Source organism: Myxococcales bacterium, from assembly GCA_016720545.1.
In the GTDB taxonomy this organism is placed as follows: Bacteria; Myxococcota_A; Polyangia; order Polyangiales; family Polyangiaceae; genus JAAFHV01.
Map to the genome: position 1 here is coordinate 173,602 of JADKKK010000012.1, position 14,644 is coordinate 188,245.

The following is a 14,644-nucleotide window of genomic DNA, read 5'->3' on the forward strand; positions in this document are numbered from 1 at the left end:
ATCGCATGAACGTGCTGAGTCGTCCAGGCGGCTAGTCTCCTGGAAGCGTGATCCCTTCCAGAAGTCGCGCGGCTCGGCCTTTCGCCACAAGGGAGCGAGGGGTGTCCCGTCTTCGGCGGCGGTGGGAGGATACTCATGTTCGAGGGTCGGCGTTCTCGCGCGGTCACCCCCGAAACCACTGCCCCCTGAGCGCAAAGCGCCGCCTCCACCGCGCGGAACGACGTCCGAGTTGAGGACGGGCCCGCCGCCGCCGAAAACGGGGCACCCCATCGCTCCTCGGCATGACACCGAAGACCGGACTTCTGATACGAACCACGACTCCAGGGGACTAGAGGATCGCCATCTCCGAGCCCCGGGCGCGGACGTCGGGGACGTGGAGCGTCGCCGGGCGGCCGTCGAGCGCGAGCGCGGCGCGAACTCTGGCGGGCCTCGAGCTCGCGACGTCTTCGTGGGGGCGGAGCATGACGACCCACCCGCGCCCCGCGCCGTCCCGGAGGTCGACGCCGGCGAGGAGCCCGTCGGCGTCGAGCAGCAAGGTGCTCGAGACGTCGCGCAGGGCGCCGCCCCCGCCCTCGGCCGCGTCGACCACGGTCACGTTCAGCCCCGGGTCGTAGCTCGCCCGGGCCGCTCGGATCTCATGCAACATTTGGTGATCGTAGGCACTCGGGCCGACGCCGTCGAGCCGCCGTCGCGCCTCCGGCGTAAAAAGAGACCCGCACCGCGCGGCGCCCGAATAGAATGGTCGGAATGACCAAGGGCAGGCTCACGCGCCAGGAACTCGGATGGCTCCTCACTCAGGAGGCACAGGGCGCCGCGGAGCGCCTGCGCAAGGGTGTCCAGGTCCTGCGCACGCAGGTCGAAGCGCCCGCGGCCGACCCGACCGTGGACGACTCGCTCGAGGCTCTCGAGGGGGCCGTGCGGGTCCTCTCGAACATGCACCAGAAGGTGGCGCCCACGCCGTCTCGCCGAGGTCGCATCGACGTCGCAGCGCTGCTGTGGGAGCTGTCGCCCGACGCTCGCGTGCAGATCGAGCCCGGCACGGGCACCGAGGTGTACGGTGACGAGTCGGAGCTCCGCCGCATGCTCCACGTGCTCGTCGACCACGGCGGCGGCGCCGGCGCCTCGGTCTCGGTCCGCGGCGACGGTGACGAGGTGCGCATCGCCATGACGCTCGGGCCGGACACGTCGTCCACGGCCGAGACCGAGCGCCAGTGGCTGAGCCGAATGGCGGTCCGCTACGGCGGCAGGGTCGAGCTCGAGGGCGGTCACGAGGTGCTCACGCTTCGGGCGGACGACGCGTCCGAGCGCGCCGAGCGCGAGCGCCTTACCCGTGAGCTCGAGGAGGCGCGCAAGCAGGGCGCCGTGGTGGCGCGCGAGCTCGCTCAGGTGCTCGAGCACAACGAGTCGCCCGACTCGATCCTTCCGGCCATGGCGCCCTCCGCGGAGGGCGGTGGCGCATGGGCTCGGCTCGCGGGCGGCGTGGCCGCGGAGCTGCGGGCGCTGCTCGGTCCGCTCACCCGCGACCTGACCGCGCTCCGCGAGGTCGCGGGCGAGGAGCGCACCGAGCCCCTCCGGCGCCGGCTCTCGGCCTGTCACGATCTCGCCGCGACCCTCGCCGTCGCGTCGGAGGCGTCTACCTCCGAGCTCTCGTCGACCTTCGACCTCGTGGAGCAAGTGAACCATGCGTTGGCCGTGCTGGAGGGGCGGGCCGAGCGCTGCGGCGTGAAGGTCGAGCTGTCGGGCAGCCCTTCGGAGTCGGTGCGAGCGCTCCCCAAGGCGTCTCAGCTGCTCGTGCGCGAGCTCATCGCCCAGGCGATCGACGCCACCCTGCCGGGGCTTCCGTGACGGTCTCGGTCGACGCCGTGCCTGGCGGCGTGCGCCTCACGGTCTCCGACGCGGGCGCCTCTCTCCCCGCTGCGATGCGTGGGCCCTTCGTGCGCCTGGAGGTCGAACCGGGCACCTGTGGGCGGGCCTCGGCCCTCCCGCTCCACGTCTGCGCTGAAGTTGCGCAAATTATCGGAATTGCGATGGAATTTGGCGACGCCCCCAGCGGCCTGCGCGTGAGCGCGCGCTTTTCGCGGTAGCCGCCGCGCGCCTGAGCTACGGTCAGCGGAGCATGCGCGTGCTTCTCGCCGTCGATTCGGACTCGGTCGTGGGTGTCCTTGAGGCTCTCCTCGTGGCGCGGGGGTTCGCCGTGGTGCGCGAGCGGAGCGGCGCGAAGGCGCTCGAGCGCGCGGCAGAGGCGCCCCCGGACGTCTTCGTCGTCGCGCTGGAGCTCGCCGGCCCGTTGGACGGCGTGGAGCTCTGCCGACGCCTCCGCGCGCGCAACGACACACGGGCGACCCCGATCCTCCTGCTCGCCTCGAGCGCCGACGACGATCTGCGCACGCTCGCGCGGGACGCCGGGTGCACGGGCTTCTACACGCTCCCCGTCAGCCCAAGCGCGCTCCTCAAAGAGATTGAGTCGGCGCGTCCGCGCGAGAGCCGCCCGCCGAAGCCCTGAGCTTCGCGTGCGCGAGCCGCCGCCGCGGGGGCTCGCCGTTCGCACCGCGCGCCCGGCGCGTCTTCGGCTTCGCCGTGACGCTCGCGGACCGCGCGGTACGGGCGGTGGCTTTTCTACAGGAGGCCGAGGTGCTGCTTGGCGCGCGCGGCGGCCTCCGAGATGACAGTCTTGGCCTCCTCGTCCGGGATGCGGAGGCGCGACGCGAGCTCGACGAGCATCGTCGACTCCTCGATGCTCTGCTCGCCGTCGACGAAGCTGATGACCACAGCGGTCTGGAGCAGCACGCGGCGATCGCTCGCGGAGAGGTCTTGGAGGTTGATGTCGTCGAGGGTTCGCTTCTCGCCGGCGTAGTCGAAGAGCGCCTTCTTCTCTTCCTCGCTTGCGCCGTACGCGGCCAGGAGCCCTCCGATCGCTTCGCGCTCCTTCTCACCGAAGTCTCCGTCGGCCCAGGCGACGGGGACGAGCCCCTTGACGATGGCGATTTGCTGTTCGTGCATAGAAATGTTCCTCGCGGCCAACGATCGACGATGAGCTCGCCTCGCGTCAATCGGAACGTGCTGGGGACGTGGCGGGGCCGCGTCGTCGGGTCCCCCCGCGGCTGCACCGCGCCCGTCACGCCCGTCCACTCGGCCCGCGGTCGCCTCGGCCCTGCGGGGCAGGGTCGCTACTTTGCGGAGAGCCGAAGGGCGTGGGTCTGCGCGCCGTCGACGGGTGCAGCGGACAGCGCGTCGGCTGGCGCCCGGAGGCGCCTGCGCGACGTGCCAGGGCCCGCCACCAGGACGTCCACGTCGGCGCTGCAGGCGAGCTGATCGATGCGCGCCTCTGGGCCAAGCCCCATGAGCAGCCACACCTCGGCGCCGCGAGGGGTCGTCACGAGGTGCACCGTGCCCGGAGCCCCGGTGCCGCCTACGGGGGCGCCGGTCTCGCCCGGCGGCCACGGTTCGTCCGCACCAGGCTTCTTCGTCGGATCGAGCTGGACCGCCAGCTCGAAGCGCGGCTTGCCGTCGGGGCCGGTGTCCCACGCGACCCCCGCGGGAACGACCGCGCGCTTGGGCGCGAAGCCCTCTGCGGTCGCGACGAACTCGAGGCGCCCGACAGGGAGGCGCTCGGCGTCCGTCGGTGCTCGCCCAACACGCCAGAGGACCTCGGCGCCCGCCGGCACGTCGGTGACGACGACGGACGCCTTGCAGCGCGCTCCGGAAGGCACGCCCGGCTGCGGCGTCGGCGCGGATGAGGGCGCCGCGGTCGGCCCGCCGCGCGATCCGCCGAAGAACTCGGGGTGTCGCGCGTAGATGGCCGCCGAGACGCCGAGCACCGCGAGGAGCGCGCCTGCGACCAACGCGAAGCTCGTCCTCGGCGCGCGGGGCGGGCTGTAGCTCGGTTCCGCGGGGAGGCGCGGGGCCCGGAGGCGCTCACTCCGAGGCGCCTCGTCCCGGTCGTCGCGATCCTCCCTTGCGCGGGGCTCGCGGGGCCGGTCTCGGCGCGAGCGCGGCACGTCGTCGTCGTACCCGCGTTCCTCGCGCACGTCGCGGTCCCGAGCGCGGTAGCGGTCGAGGTCGCGGCCGTCGCGGTCGAGGTCGCGGCCGTCGCGGTCGAGGTCGCGGCCGTCGTCGCGGTCGTCGCGCGGGCGGTAGTCGCGATCGCGTGAGGTCGCGCGAGGTCGCGCGTCGCGTGGCTCGAGGTCGCGATCGCGGTCGAGGTCGCGATCGCCCTCCCGCGCCGACGGAGGCGGGGCGCTCGGCTCGGGCAGCGCGACGGAGGCCAGGCGCCGCGGCTCGTGTCGCCCCGACGACATGGGTCGCCTCGTTCGGGTCCGGCGGAACGGCCCGTCACCGCTGGGGGGGGCGGGGGTAAGTGAATGAATGTCGACCGGGGCAGGGGTGCGCAAACCGACGTCGACGGGAGCGGGGGTGCGCGACTCGTCGTGGGGCGTTCCTCGAGGGGGAGGCGGGGTCTCGAGCTCGCCCGGGGGCGGCGTGTGCTCCGGAGCCGGGGCGGCCGCGCGAGCGACGGGCGCGACGTCTCCGGGGCGCAGCGTGGGCTCCACCTCCGCCCCGAGCGGCGGGTCGAGGGCGACCGCGCCGCGGGGGCGCTGAAACGCGGCGAGCTCCTCCGCGGTCGGGGGTGGCGGGGTGAGCGCGACGTCCACGAGGCCGCGCAGGTCGGCCGACACGCCGCGGTCATCTTTGCGGCTCGAGATCTCGAACACGGCCAGGAGCGCGTCGACGTCGTCGCCCTCGAACGCGGGCTTCGGGAGCGCCACCGGCCGCGCGGGAGGGGGCGTGAGGTTCCGCGGCGTGGCGAGGTGCGCCGCGGGGGGCCGTTCGGGCGACGGCTCCGGCTCGAGGGGGAGGGCAGGAGCGGGCTCGACACGAGCGGGGGCTGTGACGGCGGGCAGCGCCGCGACCGCGGGCGCCGCCTCGACGGGTCGGGCCGGCACCGCGGGGGCCGTCGCCGTGGGGGGGCGCGGCTGGGCCGCGGGGGGGACGGGGCGAGCCGGTGGCGCGACGACGGGCGCGGGCGGGGCCACGGGTGGCGCAGGCGGCGTCACGGGCGGCGCGACGATGGCTGGGGCGGGCGGCGCGACGACGGCGGCGGGAGGCGTAAGCGCCGGAGGCGGGGTCTCGGGCGGCGCAGGGGCCGCCGCGGCCGGAGGGAGCTGCGCGACGACGACCGGAGGGGGAGGCGCGACGCCCGGAGGGGGCGGCGCGACGACCGGAGGGGGAGGCGCGACGACCGGAGGGGGCTGCGCGACGCCCGGAGGGGGAGGCGCGACGACCGGAGGGGGAGGCGCGACGACCGGAGGGGGAGGCGCGACGACCGGAGGGGGCTGCGCCACGACCGGGACGGGAGGCGCGACGAGCGGAGGGGGCTGCGCGACGAGCGGAGGGGGCTGCGCGACGACCGGAGGGGGCTGCGCGACGACCGGAGGGGGCTGCGCGACGACCGGAGGGGGAGGCGCGACGAGCGGAGGGGGAGGCGCGACGACCGCGGGCGGTGGGGGCGTTACAACCGGCGCAGACCCCGTGGCGGATGGCGCGACGACGGGGAGACCGGGGGCAGGGGGCGGATCGGGCGCGGGCTCGACCGGCGCAGGGGGTGCGGCGGCGACAGAGGCGACCGGCGGAGCCACGACCACGGGGACCGGCGGGGCCGCGAGGGCCGGGACGAGGTAGCTCGGCGACGGCGGCGGCGCCGAGGAGCGGAACACCTCGACGGCTGGCAGTGGGAGCTCGTAGAACGGCTCGTCGGCTAGCGGGTCGGCCGCAGCCTCCGCTGGCGCTCGCGTGCGAGCCGGGCCATCGGCGGTGCCCTCGGGCTGCGCCGCAGAGGGGTCCCGGGCGGTCGCCGCGGGGCTCGTTGGGGCTGGCGCAGGAGTGTCGGCCGGCCCGAGGGGAAGCGCGGTCGCGGGCTCGTCCCAGCGGTCGTGGGTCGCCGCGGGCTCGCGGGCCGCGGGCTGGGGCGCGTCGGCGCGAGGCTCCTCGCGTCGCGCGACCGGCGACGCCGTCGCGTTGCGCCCCACGCCCTGGGTCACGCGCTTGACCTCGCGGGCGAGCCGCGCCAGCGCGCGCCGTCCGGCGGAGCGGTTGACGGGGATGAGCGCAGACTCGATCTCCGTGGCGAGGGCGCGAAGCCCGCCCGTGGAGCGTCGTCGCGCGGTCGCCGTGAGCGCGGGGGTCGTGGAGCCACCGGCCTCGAGCAGGCGTGCGAGGAGGCTCCTCGCGGAGACCTCGGCGTCCTGCGCCGAAGGCTCGGTCCGTCGCGCGCGCACGACGGCGACGCTGCCCTCGTCACCGATGAACACCGAACGCGGCTCGACAGCGCCTCCCGTGGGGTCGGCGCCGTCCGCGATTTCCAGCACCAGGTAGCCGGCGAGCTCCGGCGCCAGAGGCACGCGCTTGGCCGCCACCACGGTGAGGACGTCTTCGAGCGTCACGGACGCGTCGAGCGCGCTAGCCATCGGTTCCTTACGCCTCTTGCTGGTGCCCGCCGAGCGCCGGCCGGGTCGCGCGCACCCTAGCAAGAGAGAGGCCCCGGCTTCCACTTCTTGGCGCAAGCGCGCAGCGGCGGAGCGCTGGGCTCGGTCCGCGAGGGCTCAGCGCCCGCCAACGAACACGATCACCGAGGCGAGACCCCCCGAGCCCTACCGCTCCCAGCCGAGGAAGAGCGACGAAGCACGGCGACGCGAATTCGCGAAAAGCCGAGCGGATGAGTCGGTTCGGCGCTCTTGCTACCGTCGCCGCGCCTCGTAGCTGTCGAGGAGCTTCTCCACTGACGCGAGGTTGTTCTCCACCGCTTCGAGGACGATCTGACTCATCGCGGTGCTCGAGCCCTTCAGCGCCTCGTAGTACCGCTGCCGCTCGGTCGAGTGAACGATCGACGGCGGGTACCCCGCGCGCAGCAGCAGCAGATTCAGCAGCAACCGCGCGACCTTCCCGCTGTCGGTGGCGAAGGGGAACACCCGCAGCAGGTCGTAGTGCGCGCGCGCGGCGATGCGCAGCGGCCCCCGAGCTTTGCGCGTCTCGGGGTCGTTCAGCCAGTCGACGACCTGCCGCACCTTCGCGGGGATCTTCTCCGGCGGCGCGTACTCGTGGAAGTAGAGGCGGTGCTGCGGGACGTCCTTGCGGTATCGGACCGTCTTGATGTCGCCCTCTTCGGGGTGGAAGATCAGGTAGATCTTCTTCACGACGTCGAGCGTGACCGGGAGCCGCTTGCGCAGCGCGAAGTCCCGCACATACTCGAGCGCCTCCCGGTGGCGCCGGATCTCTTCGCAGATGGGCTGAAGGCTCGACTCCGCCACGAGCACCGCCGAAGGGTCGAGCGCCATTCGCAGCTCTTCTTGGGTGTAGACGGTCCCCTCGAGCGCGCTGTCGTGGTAAATCCACGACATGTCGAGCGCCTCCAGGTACTGGCGCTGAAACTCGGGATCGGCGGCCTGCAAGCGCTGGTCGAGCCTCTGGGCCCGCTCCTCGATGGTAAGGGGCTTCGGCGCCTCGGGAGGCGCGATGTGTCCACGCTTCTTGGGCGGGGTCTTGGCGGTCTTGGCGGCCATGGTGCTCCGATCGTCACGCCCCGCCCGGTGCTCCGCGCGTGCGCCCAACTCTCGTGGGTCTGGGCGCGCGAACCCTAACGAACTGTGACCTAAAACGTCAAGAATGACGCCTGAAATCCAAGTCTTATCCATGGTTTGCGAGCACCCGTGGTCAGCCCTGGCCGGACCATGGGCTCAGGGCGCCCGCGTCTGCGTGTGGGTGTGTGTGTGAGTGTGCGCGCAATCCCGTCGACAACCCCTCCGAGGCGCGGTACCGACCCCCATGCTTCTCGAGCTGTCGATCCAGAACCTCGTGCTCATCGATCGGCTCTCCGTCGAGTTCGCGGAGGGCTTCAACGTGCTCACGGGCGAGACCGGCGCCGGCAAGTCGATGCTCGTCGACGCGCTCGGCCTCGTGCTTGGGGGTCGCGCGAGCGCGGACGTGGTGCGCACGGGAGAGAAAGAGACGGAGGTCGAGGCGCGCTTCGAGCTGCAGCCCGGTTCCCGCGCGCTCGAGCGGCTCGCCCAGGCGGGCATTCCCTGTGACGGCGAGCTCGTCGTGCGGCGCGTGGTGCAGGCCGAAGGGAGGAGCCGGGCGTTCCTGAACGGTCGCCTCTCCACCGCTGCGCAGCTCGCGGAGCTCGCGAAGGATCTCTGCGACATCGCCTCCCAGCACGAGAGCGTCAGCCTCACCGACCCGGCGAGCCACCTCGAGTACCTCGACGCGTTCGGGCGGCTCGACGACGCACGCTCCGAGCTCCGCGTCGACTATGCGAAGCTCGCCGACGTCGTGCGGACGCTCGAGTCGACCCGCGCGACCGAGCGGAGCCGGGGCGAACGCGAAGATTTCCTCGCGTTCCAAGCTCGAGAGATCGACGAGCTCGATCCGAGCGTCGGCGAGGAGCACGCGCTCGAGTCCGAGCGGGCCCGGCTGCGCCACGCCGAGCGGCTCGTCGTCGCGACCCGCGGCGCCGCGGAGCGGCTCTACGACGGCGACGAAGCGATTTGTGATCGGCTCGGGCGCATCGTGTCCGATCTCGAGCAAGCGGCGTCGCTCGACCCGAGCCTGGCGCCGGTGGCGCGGGCAGTGGACGCGGCGCTCGCGGAGCTCTCCGACGCGGCCCGCCAGGTCTCTCGCTACGCCGAGTCGGTCGAGGAGAACCCCGAGCGCCTCGCGGAGCTCGACGAGCGCTATTTTCGCCTGCAGAAGCTGCTGCGCAAGCACGGCCCCAGCACGCAGGAGCTGCTCGCCTACCGACAGGAGCTCGGCCGCGAGCTCGAGGCGATGGCCTCGGGGCAGGAGCGCGTCGTCGCGCTCGAGGCGGATCGCGACGCTCGGCTGGCCGCGATCGGCGCCGCCGCGCGCGCTCTCTCCAAGAAGCGCCGGGCGGCGGCCGAGAAGCTCGCCGACGCGGTGGGCCGCGAGCTCGGGCAGCTCGGGATGGGCCGCGCGCGCGTGTCGGTCGACGTCGCGCCCATCCACCCGGGCCAGAGCGACGCGCTCGTGGTCGACGGCGCGCGCCTCACGGAGAACGGGGTCGATCGCGTCGAGTTCCTCATCGCCCCGAACAAGGGCGAGGACCCGAAGCCGCTGCGGCGCATCGCGAGCGGCGGCGAGCTGTCTCGCGCGCTGCTCGCGCTGAAGCGGGTGCTCGCGGAGAAAGGGCCCGCGGGGCTCTACGTGTTCGACGAGGTCGACGCCGGCGTGAGCGGCGCGGTGGCCGAGGTGATCGGGCGAAGCATCGCGGAGGTCTCACGGCACCGCCAGGTGCTGTGCATCACTCACCTCCCGCAGATCGCCGCGCTCGCCGACACTCACTTCGTCGTCGACAAGAGCGAGGAGGGCGAGCGTACGGTCAGCCGCGTACGCCGGCTCTCCGAGAGCGAGCGCGTCGCGGAGCTCGCGAGGATGATCGGCGGGGTCAAGGTGGGGGACGCCGCGCGCAAGGCGGCCCGCGAGCTGCTGGCCGCGAAGGACGGCTGAGCGCCGGCGCGCGAGCGCGTCCGCGCGGGTCAGGCGAACACGAGGGAGACGTTCTCCGACATGCGGAGAGGCTTCGGCCGCTTCGTGAGCACGTCGACGCCGTCCTTCGTGACGGCCAGCGTGTGCTCGAACTGCGCGGAGAGCTTCCCGTCGACCGTGCGGGCGGTCCACTTGTCGCGCGGGTCGACCTTCACCTCCCACCGGCCGAGGTTCACCATCGGCTCGATCGTGAACGTCATGCCCACCTTGAGGCGCTCGCCGGTGCCGCGCTTGCCGTAGTGCTTCACCTGCGGATCCTCGTGAAACTTCCGCCCAATGCCGTGGCCGACGAAGTCGCGCACGACGCTGCAGCCCTGCGCCTCCGCGTACTCCTGGATCGCGGCCCCGATGTCGCCCAGGCGCGCGCCCTCATGCACTTCGGCGATCGCGAGCTCGAGGCTCTTGCGGGCGACCTCGGTGACGAGCCGAGCTTCTGCGCTGGGCGTGCCGAGATAGAACGTCGCCGACGTGTCGCCGTAGAAGCCCTTGTAGAGCGTGGTGACGTCGACGTTCACGATGTCGCCGTCGCGCAGCACTTCGGTCCCTGGGATGCCGTGACACACCACGTCGTTCACCGAGGTACACACGCTCTTCGGGAAGCCACGGTACTTGAGCGGTGCCGGGTAGGCGCCCCGCTTGAGGGTGTCCTCGTGAACGATGGCGTCGATGTCGGCCGTGGTCATGCCGACGCGCAGTTGCTCACCGACGAGCATGAGGGTCTCGGCGGCCATCTGGCACGCCACGCGGAGCTGCTCGATCTCGCGAGCGTTTTTTAGTTCGATAGCCACGCGGCCTTCTACCACGGGCGCTTCGGAACGCGAGGGCTGCGCGCGTGGACGAAGCTCAGCCGTAGGCTACTTCTTGATGGGTGTCGCCCAGTCGACGAGCCCGGTCGGGTTGGTCGCGGCGTCCACCACGGCGGGGGTGTCGGGCGCAAAGTGGAAGTGCGTCTCCTTCACGCCGTCGGGCCGGATGAACTCGCGCAGGAACGCCACGAAGTGCATGCCGACCAGGCTCTCGCTGAGGCTCCGCAGGATCCCGGAGGAGGGGGCGCTGCCCGGCACCCGGAGGTCGATGGCGCCCGAAGGCGCGTGCGCGCCGCCGAGCTTCTGCTCGACGCGGCAAGTGAGGATGTAGCTGGTGCCTCCCGCGTCTTCCTTCGCGCCGACCGTCACGACCTTGAGCCGCACGACGCCGTCGGCGGCGTCGACCCGGGCCCGAAACAGCGTATCGGCCCTCGGCCGATACGACTTGCTCTCGCCAGCGAAACCCACGGCGGCGCCGTCGATCCCGTCGTCGAAGAGCGTCGCGAAATGGGCGGTGTAGCTCGCCAGCGGTCGCGGTGGCGGCGTGCCGGCGCAGCCCGCGACGCCGAGGCTGACGAGCGCGAGCGCCGCCAAGGTGCGCGCCGCCGCGGCGCGGGAGAAGATCCTCGGGGCCATCACGCGGAGCAGCGTACAGGACGCGACGCCGGCGCTGCCGAAATATTTTAGCTCATTGGGGTGACGGGCGGTCACGGAGGCGCTTCCAGCCATCGGACGCGAATGGTACGATTCCGTCCGAGGAGAGTGGTCGCGATGAATGTTTCCAAGCATCAGGGCACGTCACGGCGAATCGAGGGCGCGGTCCAGGGCGCCATGAGCCGGTCCCGCGCCTCCATCTGGGCGCTGGCGATCGCCGTCGCGCTCCCGGCGTGCACGCCGCCTAAGCCCGCGGCTTCGGCCGACGGCGATCCGGCCGCGACGCCGGACCCGGCCGCCTCCGGTAGCGCCGCGGCCACCCCGTCGGCTCCGGGCTCCATCGACGTGCCTGGCCCGGCGATGGCCGGCCGCTCGGGCGGCGGCGGCGGCACCAGCGGTCCCATCGCGGGGGCGGCAGGCGAGGCCCCGGCGGCCCCTGGCGTCGCGGCGCTGCTCGACGGCGGGCTGCACTGGGGCATGTCGAAGGAGGAGGTCGTCAAGGCCCACACTTCGGTCGGCGGCATCCTGTGGAAGGACTTCGACAAGCGGCTCGCGACGGCCTCGGTCGGCCCGCAAATGAAGGCGCTGGAGCAGGAGCGCGACAGCTCGATGCGCGCGTTCGAGCGCACCTGGGTCGAGTTCGGCATCACGCCCACGGGCTACGACGCGTCCGGGCTCCGGCCCGAGTACACGTACCGCAACCAGGAGGCGCTGCTGCAGCTCCAGCGCGACGGAAAGACACGGTATTTCTTCTTCATCAATAACCGCTTGTGGAAGATCTACGACGCCGTGCCGTTCGCGACCGGCACGATGGGCAAGACCTTCGCAGACGCGGTCAACATGATGAACGGCAAGCTCGGCGTGCGCGGTCGCATCCTCGCGCCGGAGCCCGACAAGGGGCGCACACAGACCCACGTCGACTGGCGCGACAACGTGTCGCACATGCGCCTCGTCGATCGCGCGGGCGAGGGGCTCACGGGCGTCGCCCTCGAAGAGCTGACCACCCTCGGCAACCTGGGCAGCCTCCGCGGCGTGAAGGAGGCCAACCCCATGGCGATCGACCCCACGATCGCGGCCGTGACCGGCGGCAACCGCGTGGACCCAAACGCCGCACCCGAGAAAGATCCCTCCAAGGATCCGAAGGATCCGAAGAAGGCTCCGCCGAAGACCGCGCCCAAGAAGAAGTAGGCGCGGCGGAGTCGTAAATTCCGGAACGGTGTCGCCAATCTGGTACCGTGGATGACGTGGAAGAGAAACTCGTGGCCTCCTGTCGCGATCTGGTCGTGCCCTTGGTCCACGCGGACGGGGGCCGCGTGTACCTCGTCAGCGCGTCCGCGGAGCTCGTCCACGTCCACCTCACGGGGACGTGCGCCGGGTGCCCTGGCGCGCAGATGACCCGCGAGCGGCTCATCGAGCCCGTCGTGGCGAAGGTCGCCCCGAAGGCGTCCGTGAAGGTGACCACGGGCTTCTCGGCCCCGGCGGGCGCGCGGCCCATCGACGCCTGACTCACGTGTCTGGAGGTTTGGTGCGCTACCGACTGCGACTGCAGCTTCAGGAGTTCGACCTCCCACGCGGGACGACGCTCATTGGGCGCAGCTACGACTGCCACGTGACGATCGAGGACGCGCTCGTCTCTCGGCAGCACGCGCGCATCGAGGTCGACGATTCGGTGTTCATCTTCGACCTTGGGAGCCGCAACGGCGTCAAGGTGAACGGCACGCCGATCAAGGGCTCCCATGAGCTCCACCACGGCGATCGCGTACGCATCGGCACGCAGGACCTGCTCTTCACCGCCGACCCCGGGCGGGCGCCCGAGCCCTCGAAGACCACGGGCTTCCTGCAGCATTGCCACTCGTGCCACATGCCGTATTCCCGCGAGGCCGGGGCATGCCCCACCTGTGGGGCCGTGCCGGAAGAGCTCGACACACAGACCGACGTCGCCCAGAGCGAGTCGGCGTGGACGTTCGAGCTTCAGCTCCAGGTGCTCGAGCGGGCGCTCTCGATGGGGCGCCTGGACGACGCCGCCCGTATCCTAGGCCGGGCGCGCGAGCAGCTCGAAGAGGCCCTGAACCGCGGAGAGCGGGTGAGCCGCGGGCAGATCTCGCTGCTGCTCGTGGCGGCGCTTCGGACGAGCTTCCTGTCGCGCGACGGCGCGTGGGCGGTGTGGGCGGCGTCAGTGTGCGAGAGCCTCTCGTTCGTGCCGACCTCCGAGGTGCTCGGCTGGTTCCAGCAGCTTCACGGGCGCTTCCCCGAGCTCGAGGCGCCGATCGCGGCGCTGGTCGAGCACCATAGGGCCCGCGCCGAGGAGCTCTCGCTCGACGAGACCTCGGTGCTCACGCGGCTCGAGCTCCTCACCCAGGGCCGGGAGGAGGATCCCTTCGCCCAGACGGCCGTCTCGAAGCTCCCCTGAGCCCCGTCGCGCTCCCACCGGGATCGCGCCTCGCGTCCCGCGGCGCGTTCGCGGCGCGGATGGACGGTCTCTTGCCGCGTCTGGCGCATCGGGGGTAAACGTGGGCGTCGGAACCCGAATGCTCGAGCGCCGCCCCGCTGATGATCCGCGCTGGCCCCCCCGTGCGCAGCGCGACCCGAGCCTCTCTATGCGAGGTGCCGGGCCCCGCTTGGGACGGGCACGCCGCGCGTCGAGTCGACGGAGGGCCGGGTGAAGTTCCGACTGCGGTACCTCCAGCATGACGTCGAGCTGACCGAGGGGCAGTTCGCGGTCGGGCGAAGCGGCACCTGCCAGCTGTCGCTCGACGATCCGCTGGTGTCCCGTCGGCATGCGGTCTTTCACGTGGCGGACGCGGTGGTGAAGGTCGAAGACCTCGGCAGCCGCAATGGCGTGATCGTGAACGGTGCTCGCGTCGAGGGCACGGTGGAGCTGCAGGTCGGCGATCGGGTCCTCATCGGCTCGCAGGAGCTCACGCTGCTCGCGACCCGGGATGGGGGGCCCTCGGCGCGCTCGCCGGCGGCGAAGAACACAGTGTCGCGCATGACGCCGAGCTCCGGCATTCAGATGCCGCCGCGTTACGACGACGCCGAGCCGAGCATGGTGCGCCGGGTCGACCAGTTCAAGCTGCTCGGCAGCGTCGCCGAGAAGGCGCTCGCCCTCGGGAGGGCGGGGGAGGCCGAGCGCCTGCTGGCCTCGGTGCTGGCCGACGTCATCGAGTCGTGCCGCGCGGGCCGTCCGCTGCCCGTCTCGCTCGTGGATCAGGCCGCGAAGTTCTCGGCGCGGTTGGCGACGTCGACCGGCAAGGGCGGATGGGCCGACTACGTGGTGGAGCTCTACGCCGCGCAGAACCGGCCGCCCCCCGCCGCGGTCATCGACGAGCTCTACAACGCGATGGGAAAGGTCACGGCGGTCGACCTCGGCCGCCTGCGCGACTACGTGGCCCAGATTCAGGATCGCTCGTCGTCGCTCGGGCCGGCCGATCGTTTCCTCCTTCAAAGGCTGGAAGGCTTGGAGCGACGGGCGCGCTCGATTCGCGGCTAGGCCCCGTCTCTCGCCCTGTCTGCCACGCCAGGTTGGCCTCGGCGGCCCGGCGGATCGCGCCCATGAGCTCGTCGTCTTCGAGCGATCGGACGACGCGCTCGAGCGCCGCGGGAAGCGCGACGGCCGCGGGCACCTT

The 14,644-nt window shown here is 72.4% G+C and carries 14 protein-coding genes; 8 read left to right on the plus strand and 6 right to left on the minus strand.

Annotation, left to right across the window (positions count from 1 at the left end; genetic code table 11):
* Positions 1–328 precede the first annotated feature (328 nt).
* Positions 329–646, minus strand: a complete 318-nt coding sequence (locus IPQ09_21355; GenBank protein ID MBL0196721.1) for a hypothetical protein — start codon at positions 644–646, stop codon at positions 329–331.
* 101 nt (positions 647–747) lie between these two features.
* On the opposite strand from IPQ09_21355, the gene IPQ09_21360 reads away from it, so the two are divergent.
* The 3 genes from IPQ09_21360 to IPQ09_21370 are packed head-to-tail and all read left to right on the plus strand — an operon-like array spanning position 748 to position 2,503.
* Positions 748–1,845 carry a hypothetical protein gene (locus IPQ09_21360; protein ID MBL0196722.1) on the plus strand — a complete coding sequence of 366 codons (1,098 nt, stop codon included), beginning with the start codon at positions 748–750 and terminating at the stop codon, positions 1,843–1,845.
* The gene (locus tag IPQ09_21365; GenBank protein MBL0196723.1) at positions 1,842–2,084 is read left to right on the plus strand and encodes a hypothetical protein; all 243 of its coding nucleotides are present in this window, start codon (positions 1,842–1,844) and stop codon (positions 2,082–2,084) included. The genes IPQ09_21360 and IPQ09_21365 overlap by 4 nt, the downstream gene beginning before the upstream one ends.
* A 32-nt stretch (positions 2,085–2,116) precedes the next feature.
* The gene (locus IPQ09_21370; protein ID MBL0196724.1) at positions 2,117–2,503 is read left to right on the plus strand and encodes a response regulator; all 387 of its coding nucleotides are present in this window, start codon (positions 2,117–2,119) and stop codon (positions 2,501–2,503) included.
* 113 nt (positions 2,504–2,616) lie between these two features.
* Here IPQ09_21370 and IPQ09_21375 read toward each other — a convergent pair whose 3' ends face one another.
* The 3 genes from IPQ09_21375 to IPQ09_21385 all read right to left on the minus strand — a co-directional run bounded on the left by IPQ09_21375 (position 2,617) and on the right by IPQ09_21385 (position 7,688).
* On the minus strand, positions 2,617–3,000 hold the full coding sequence (locus IPQ09_21375) for a TerB family tellurite resistance protein (GenBank protein ID MBL0196725.1): 384 nt from the start codon (positions 2,998–3,000) through the stop codon (positions 2,617–2,619).
* A 167-nt stretch (positions 3,001–3,167) separates the two neighbouring features.
* The gene (locus tag IPQ09_21380) at positions 3,168–6,464 is read right to left on the minus strand and encodes a hypothetical protein (protein MBL0196726.1); all 3,297 of its coding nucleotides are present in this window, start codon (positions 6,462–6,464) and stop codon (positions 3,168–3,170) included.
* A gap of 270 nt (positions 6,465–6,734) precedes the next feature.
* Positions 6,735–7,688: a Fic family protein gene (locus IPQ09_21385; GenBank protein MBL0196727.1), complete on the minus strand. Its 954-nt coding sequence runs from the start codon at positions 7,686–7,688 to the stop codon at positions 6,735–6,737.
* A gap of 130 nt (positions 7,689–7,818) precedes the next feature.
* Between IPQ09_21385 and recN the strand changes: the two genes are divergently transcribed.
* The gene (recN, locus tag IPQ09_21390) at positions 7,819–9,519 is read left to right on the plus strand and encodes a DNA repair protein RecN (GenBank protein ID MBL0196728.1); all 1,701 of its coding nucleotides are present in this window, start codon (positions 7,819–7,821) and stop codon (positions 9,517–9,519) included.
* Between the two features lie 29 nt (positions 9,520–9,548).
* Here the strand turns inward: recN and map are convergent, their stop codons facing one another.
* Positions 9,549–10,346 carry a type I methionyl aminopeptidase gene (gene map / locus IPQ09_21395; GenBank protein MBL0196729.1) on the minus strand — a complete coding sequence of 266 codons (798 nt, stop codon included), beginning with the start codon at positions 10,344–10,346 and terminating at the stop codon, positions 9,549–9,551.
* A gap of 66 nt (positions 10,347–10,412) precedes the next feature.
* Positions 10,413–11,093, minus strand: a complete 681-nt coding sequence (locus IPQ09_21400) for a hypothetical protein (GenBank protein MBL0196730.1) — start codon at positions 11,091–11,093, stop codon at positions 10,413–10,415.
* A gap of 42 nt (positions 11,094–11,135) precedes the next feature.
* On the opposite strand from IPQ09_21400, the gene IPQ09_21405 reads away from it, so the two are divergent.
* From IPQ09_21405 to IPQ09_21420, 4 genes are all read left to right on the plus strand, one after another.
* Positions 11,136–12,206, plus strand: coding sequence for a hypothetical protein (locus IPQ09_21405; GenBank protein MBL0196731.1), 1,071 nt, complete (start codon positions 11,136–11,138; stop codon positions 12,204–12,206).
* Between the two features lie 56 nt (positions 12,207–12,262).
* Entirely contained in the window at positions 12,263–12,523 is a 261-nt protein-coding gene (locus IPQ09_21410) for a NifU family protein (protein ID MBL0196732.1), read from the plus strand.
* A 20-nt stretch (positions 12,524–12,543) separates the two neighbouring features.
* On the plus strand, positions 12,544–13,428 hold the full coding sequence (locus tag IPQ09_21415; GenBank protein MBL0196733.1) for an FHA domain-containing protein: 885 nt from the start codon (positions 12,544–12,546) through the stop codon (positions 13,426–13,428).
* 249 nt (positions 13,429–13,677) lie between these two features.
* On the plus strand, positions 13,678–14,508 hold the full coding sequence (locus IPQ09_21420; protein ID MBL0196734.1) for an FHA domain-containing protein: 831 nt from the start codon (positions 13,678–13,680) through the stop codon (positions 14,506–14,508).
* Positions 14,509–14,644: the final 136 nt, after the last annotated feature.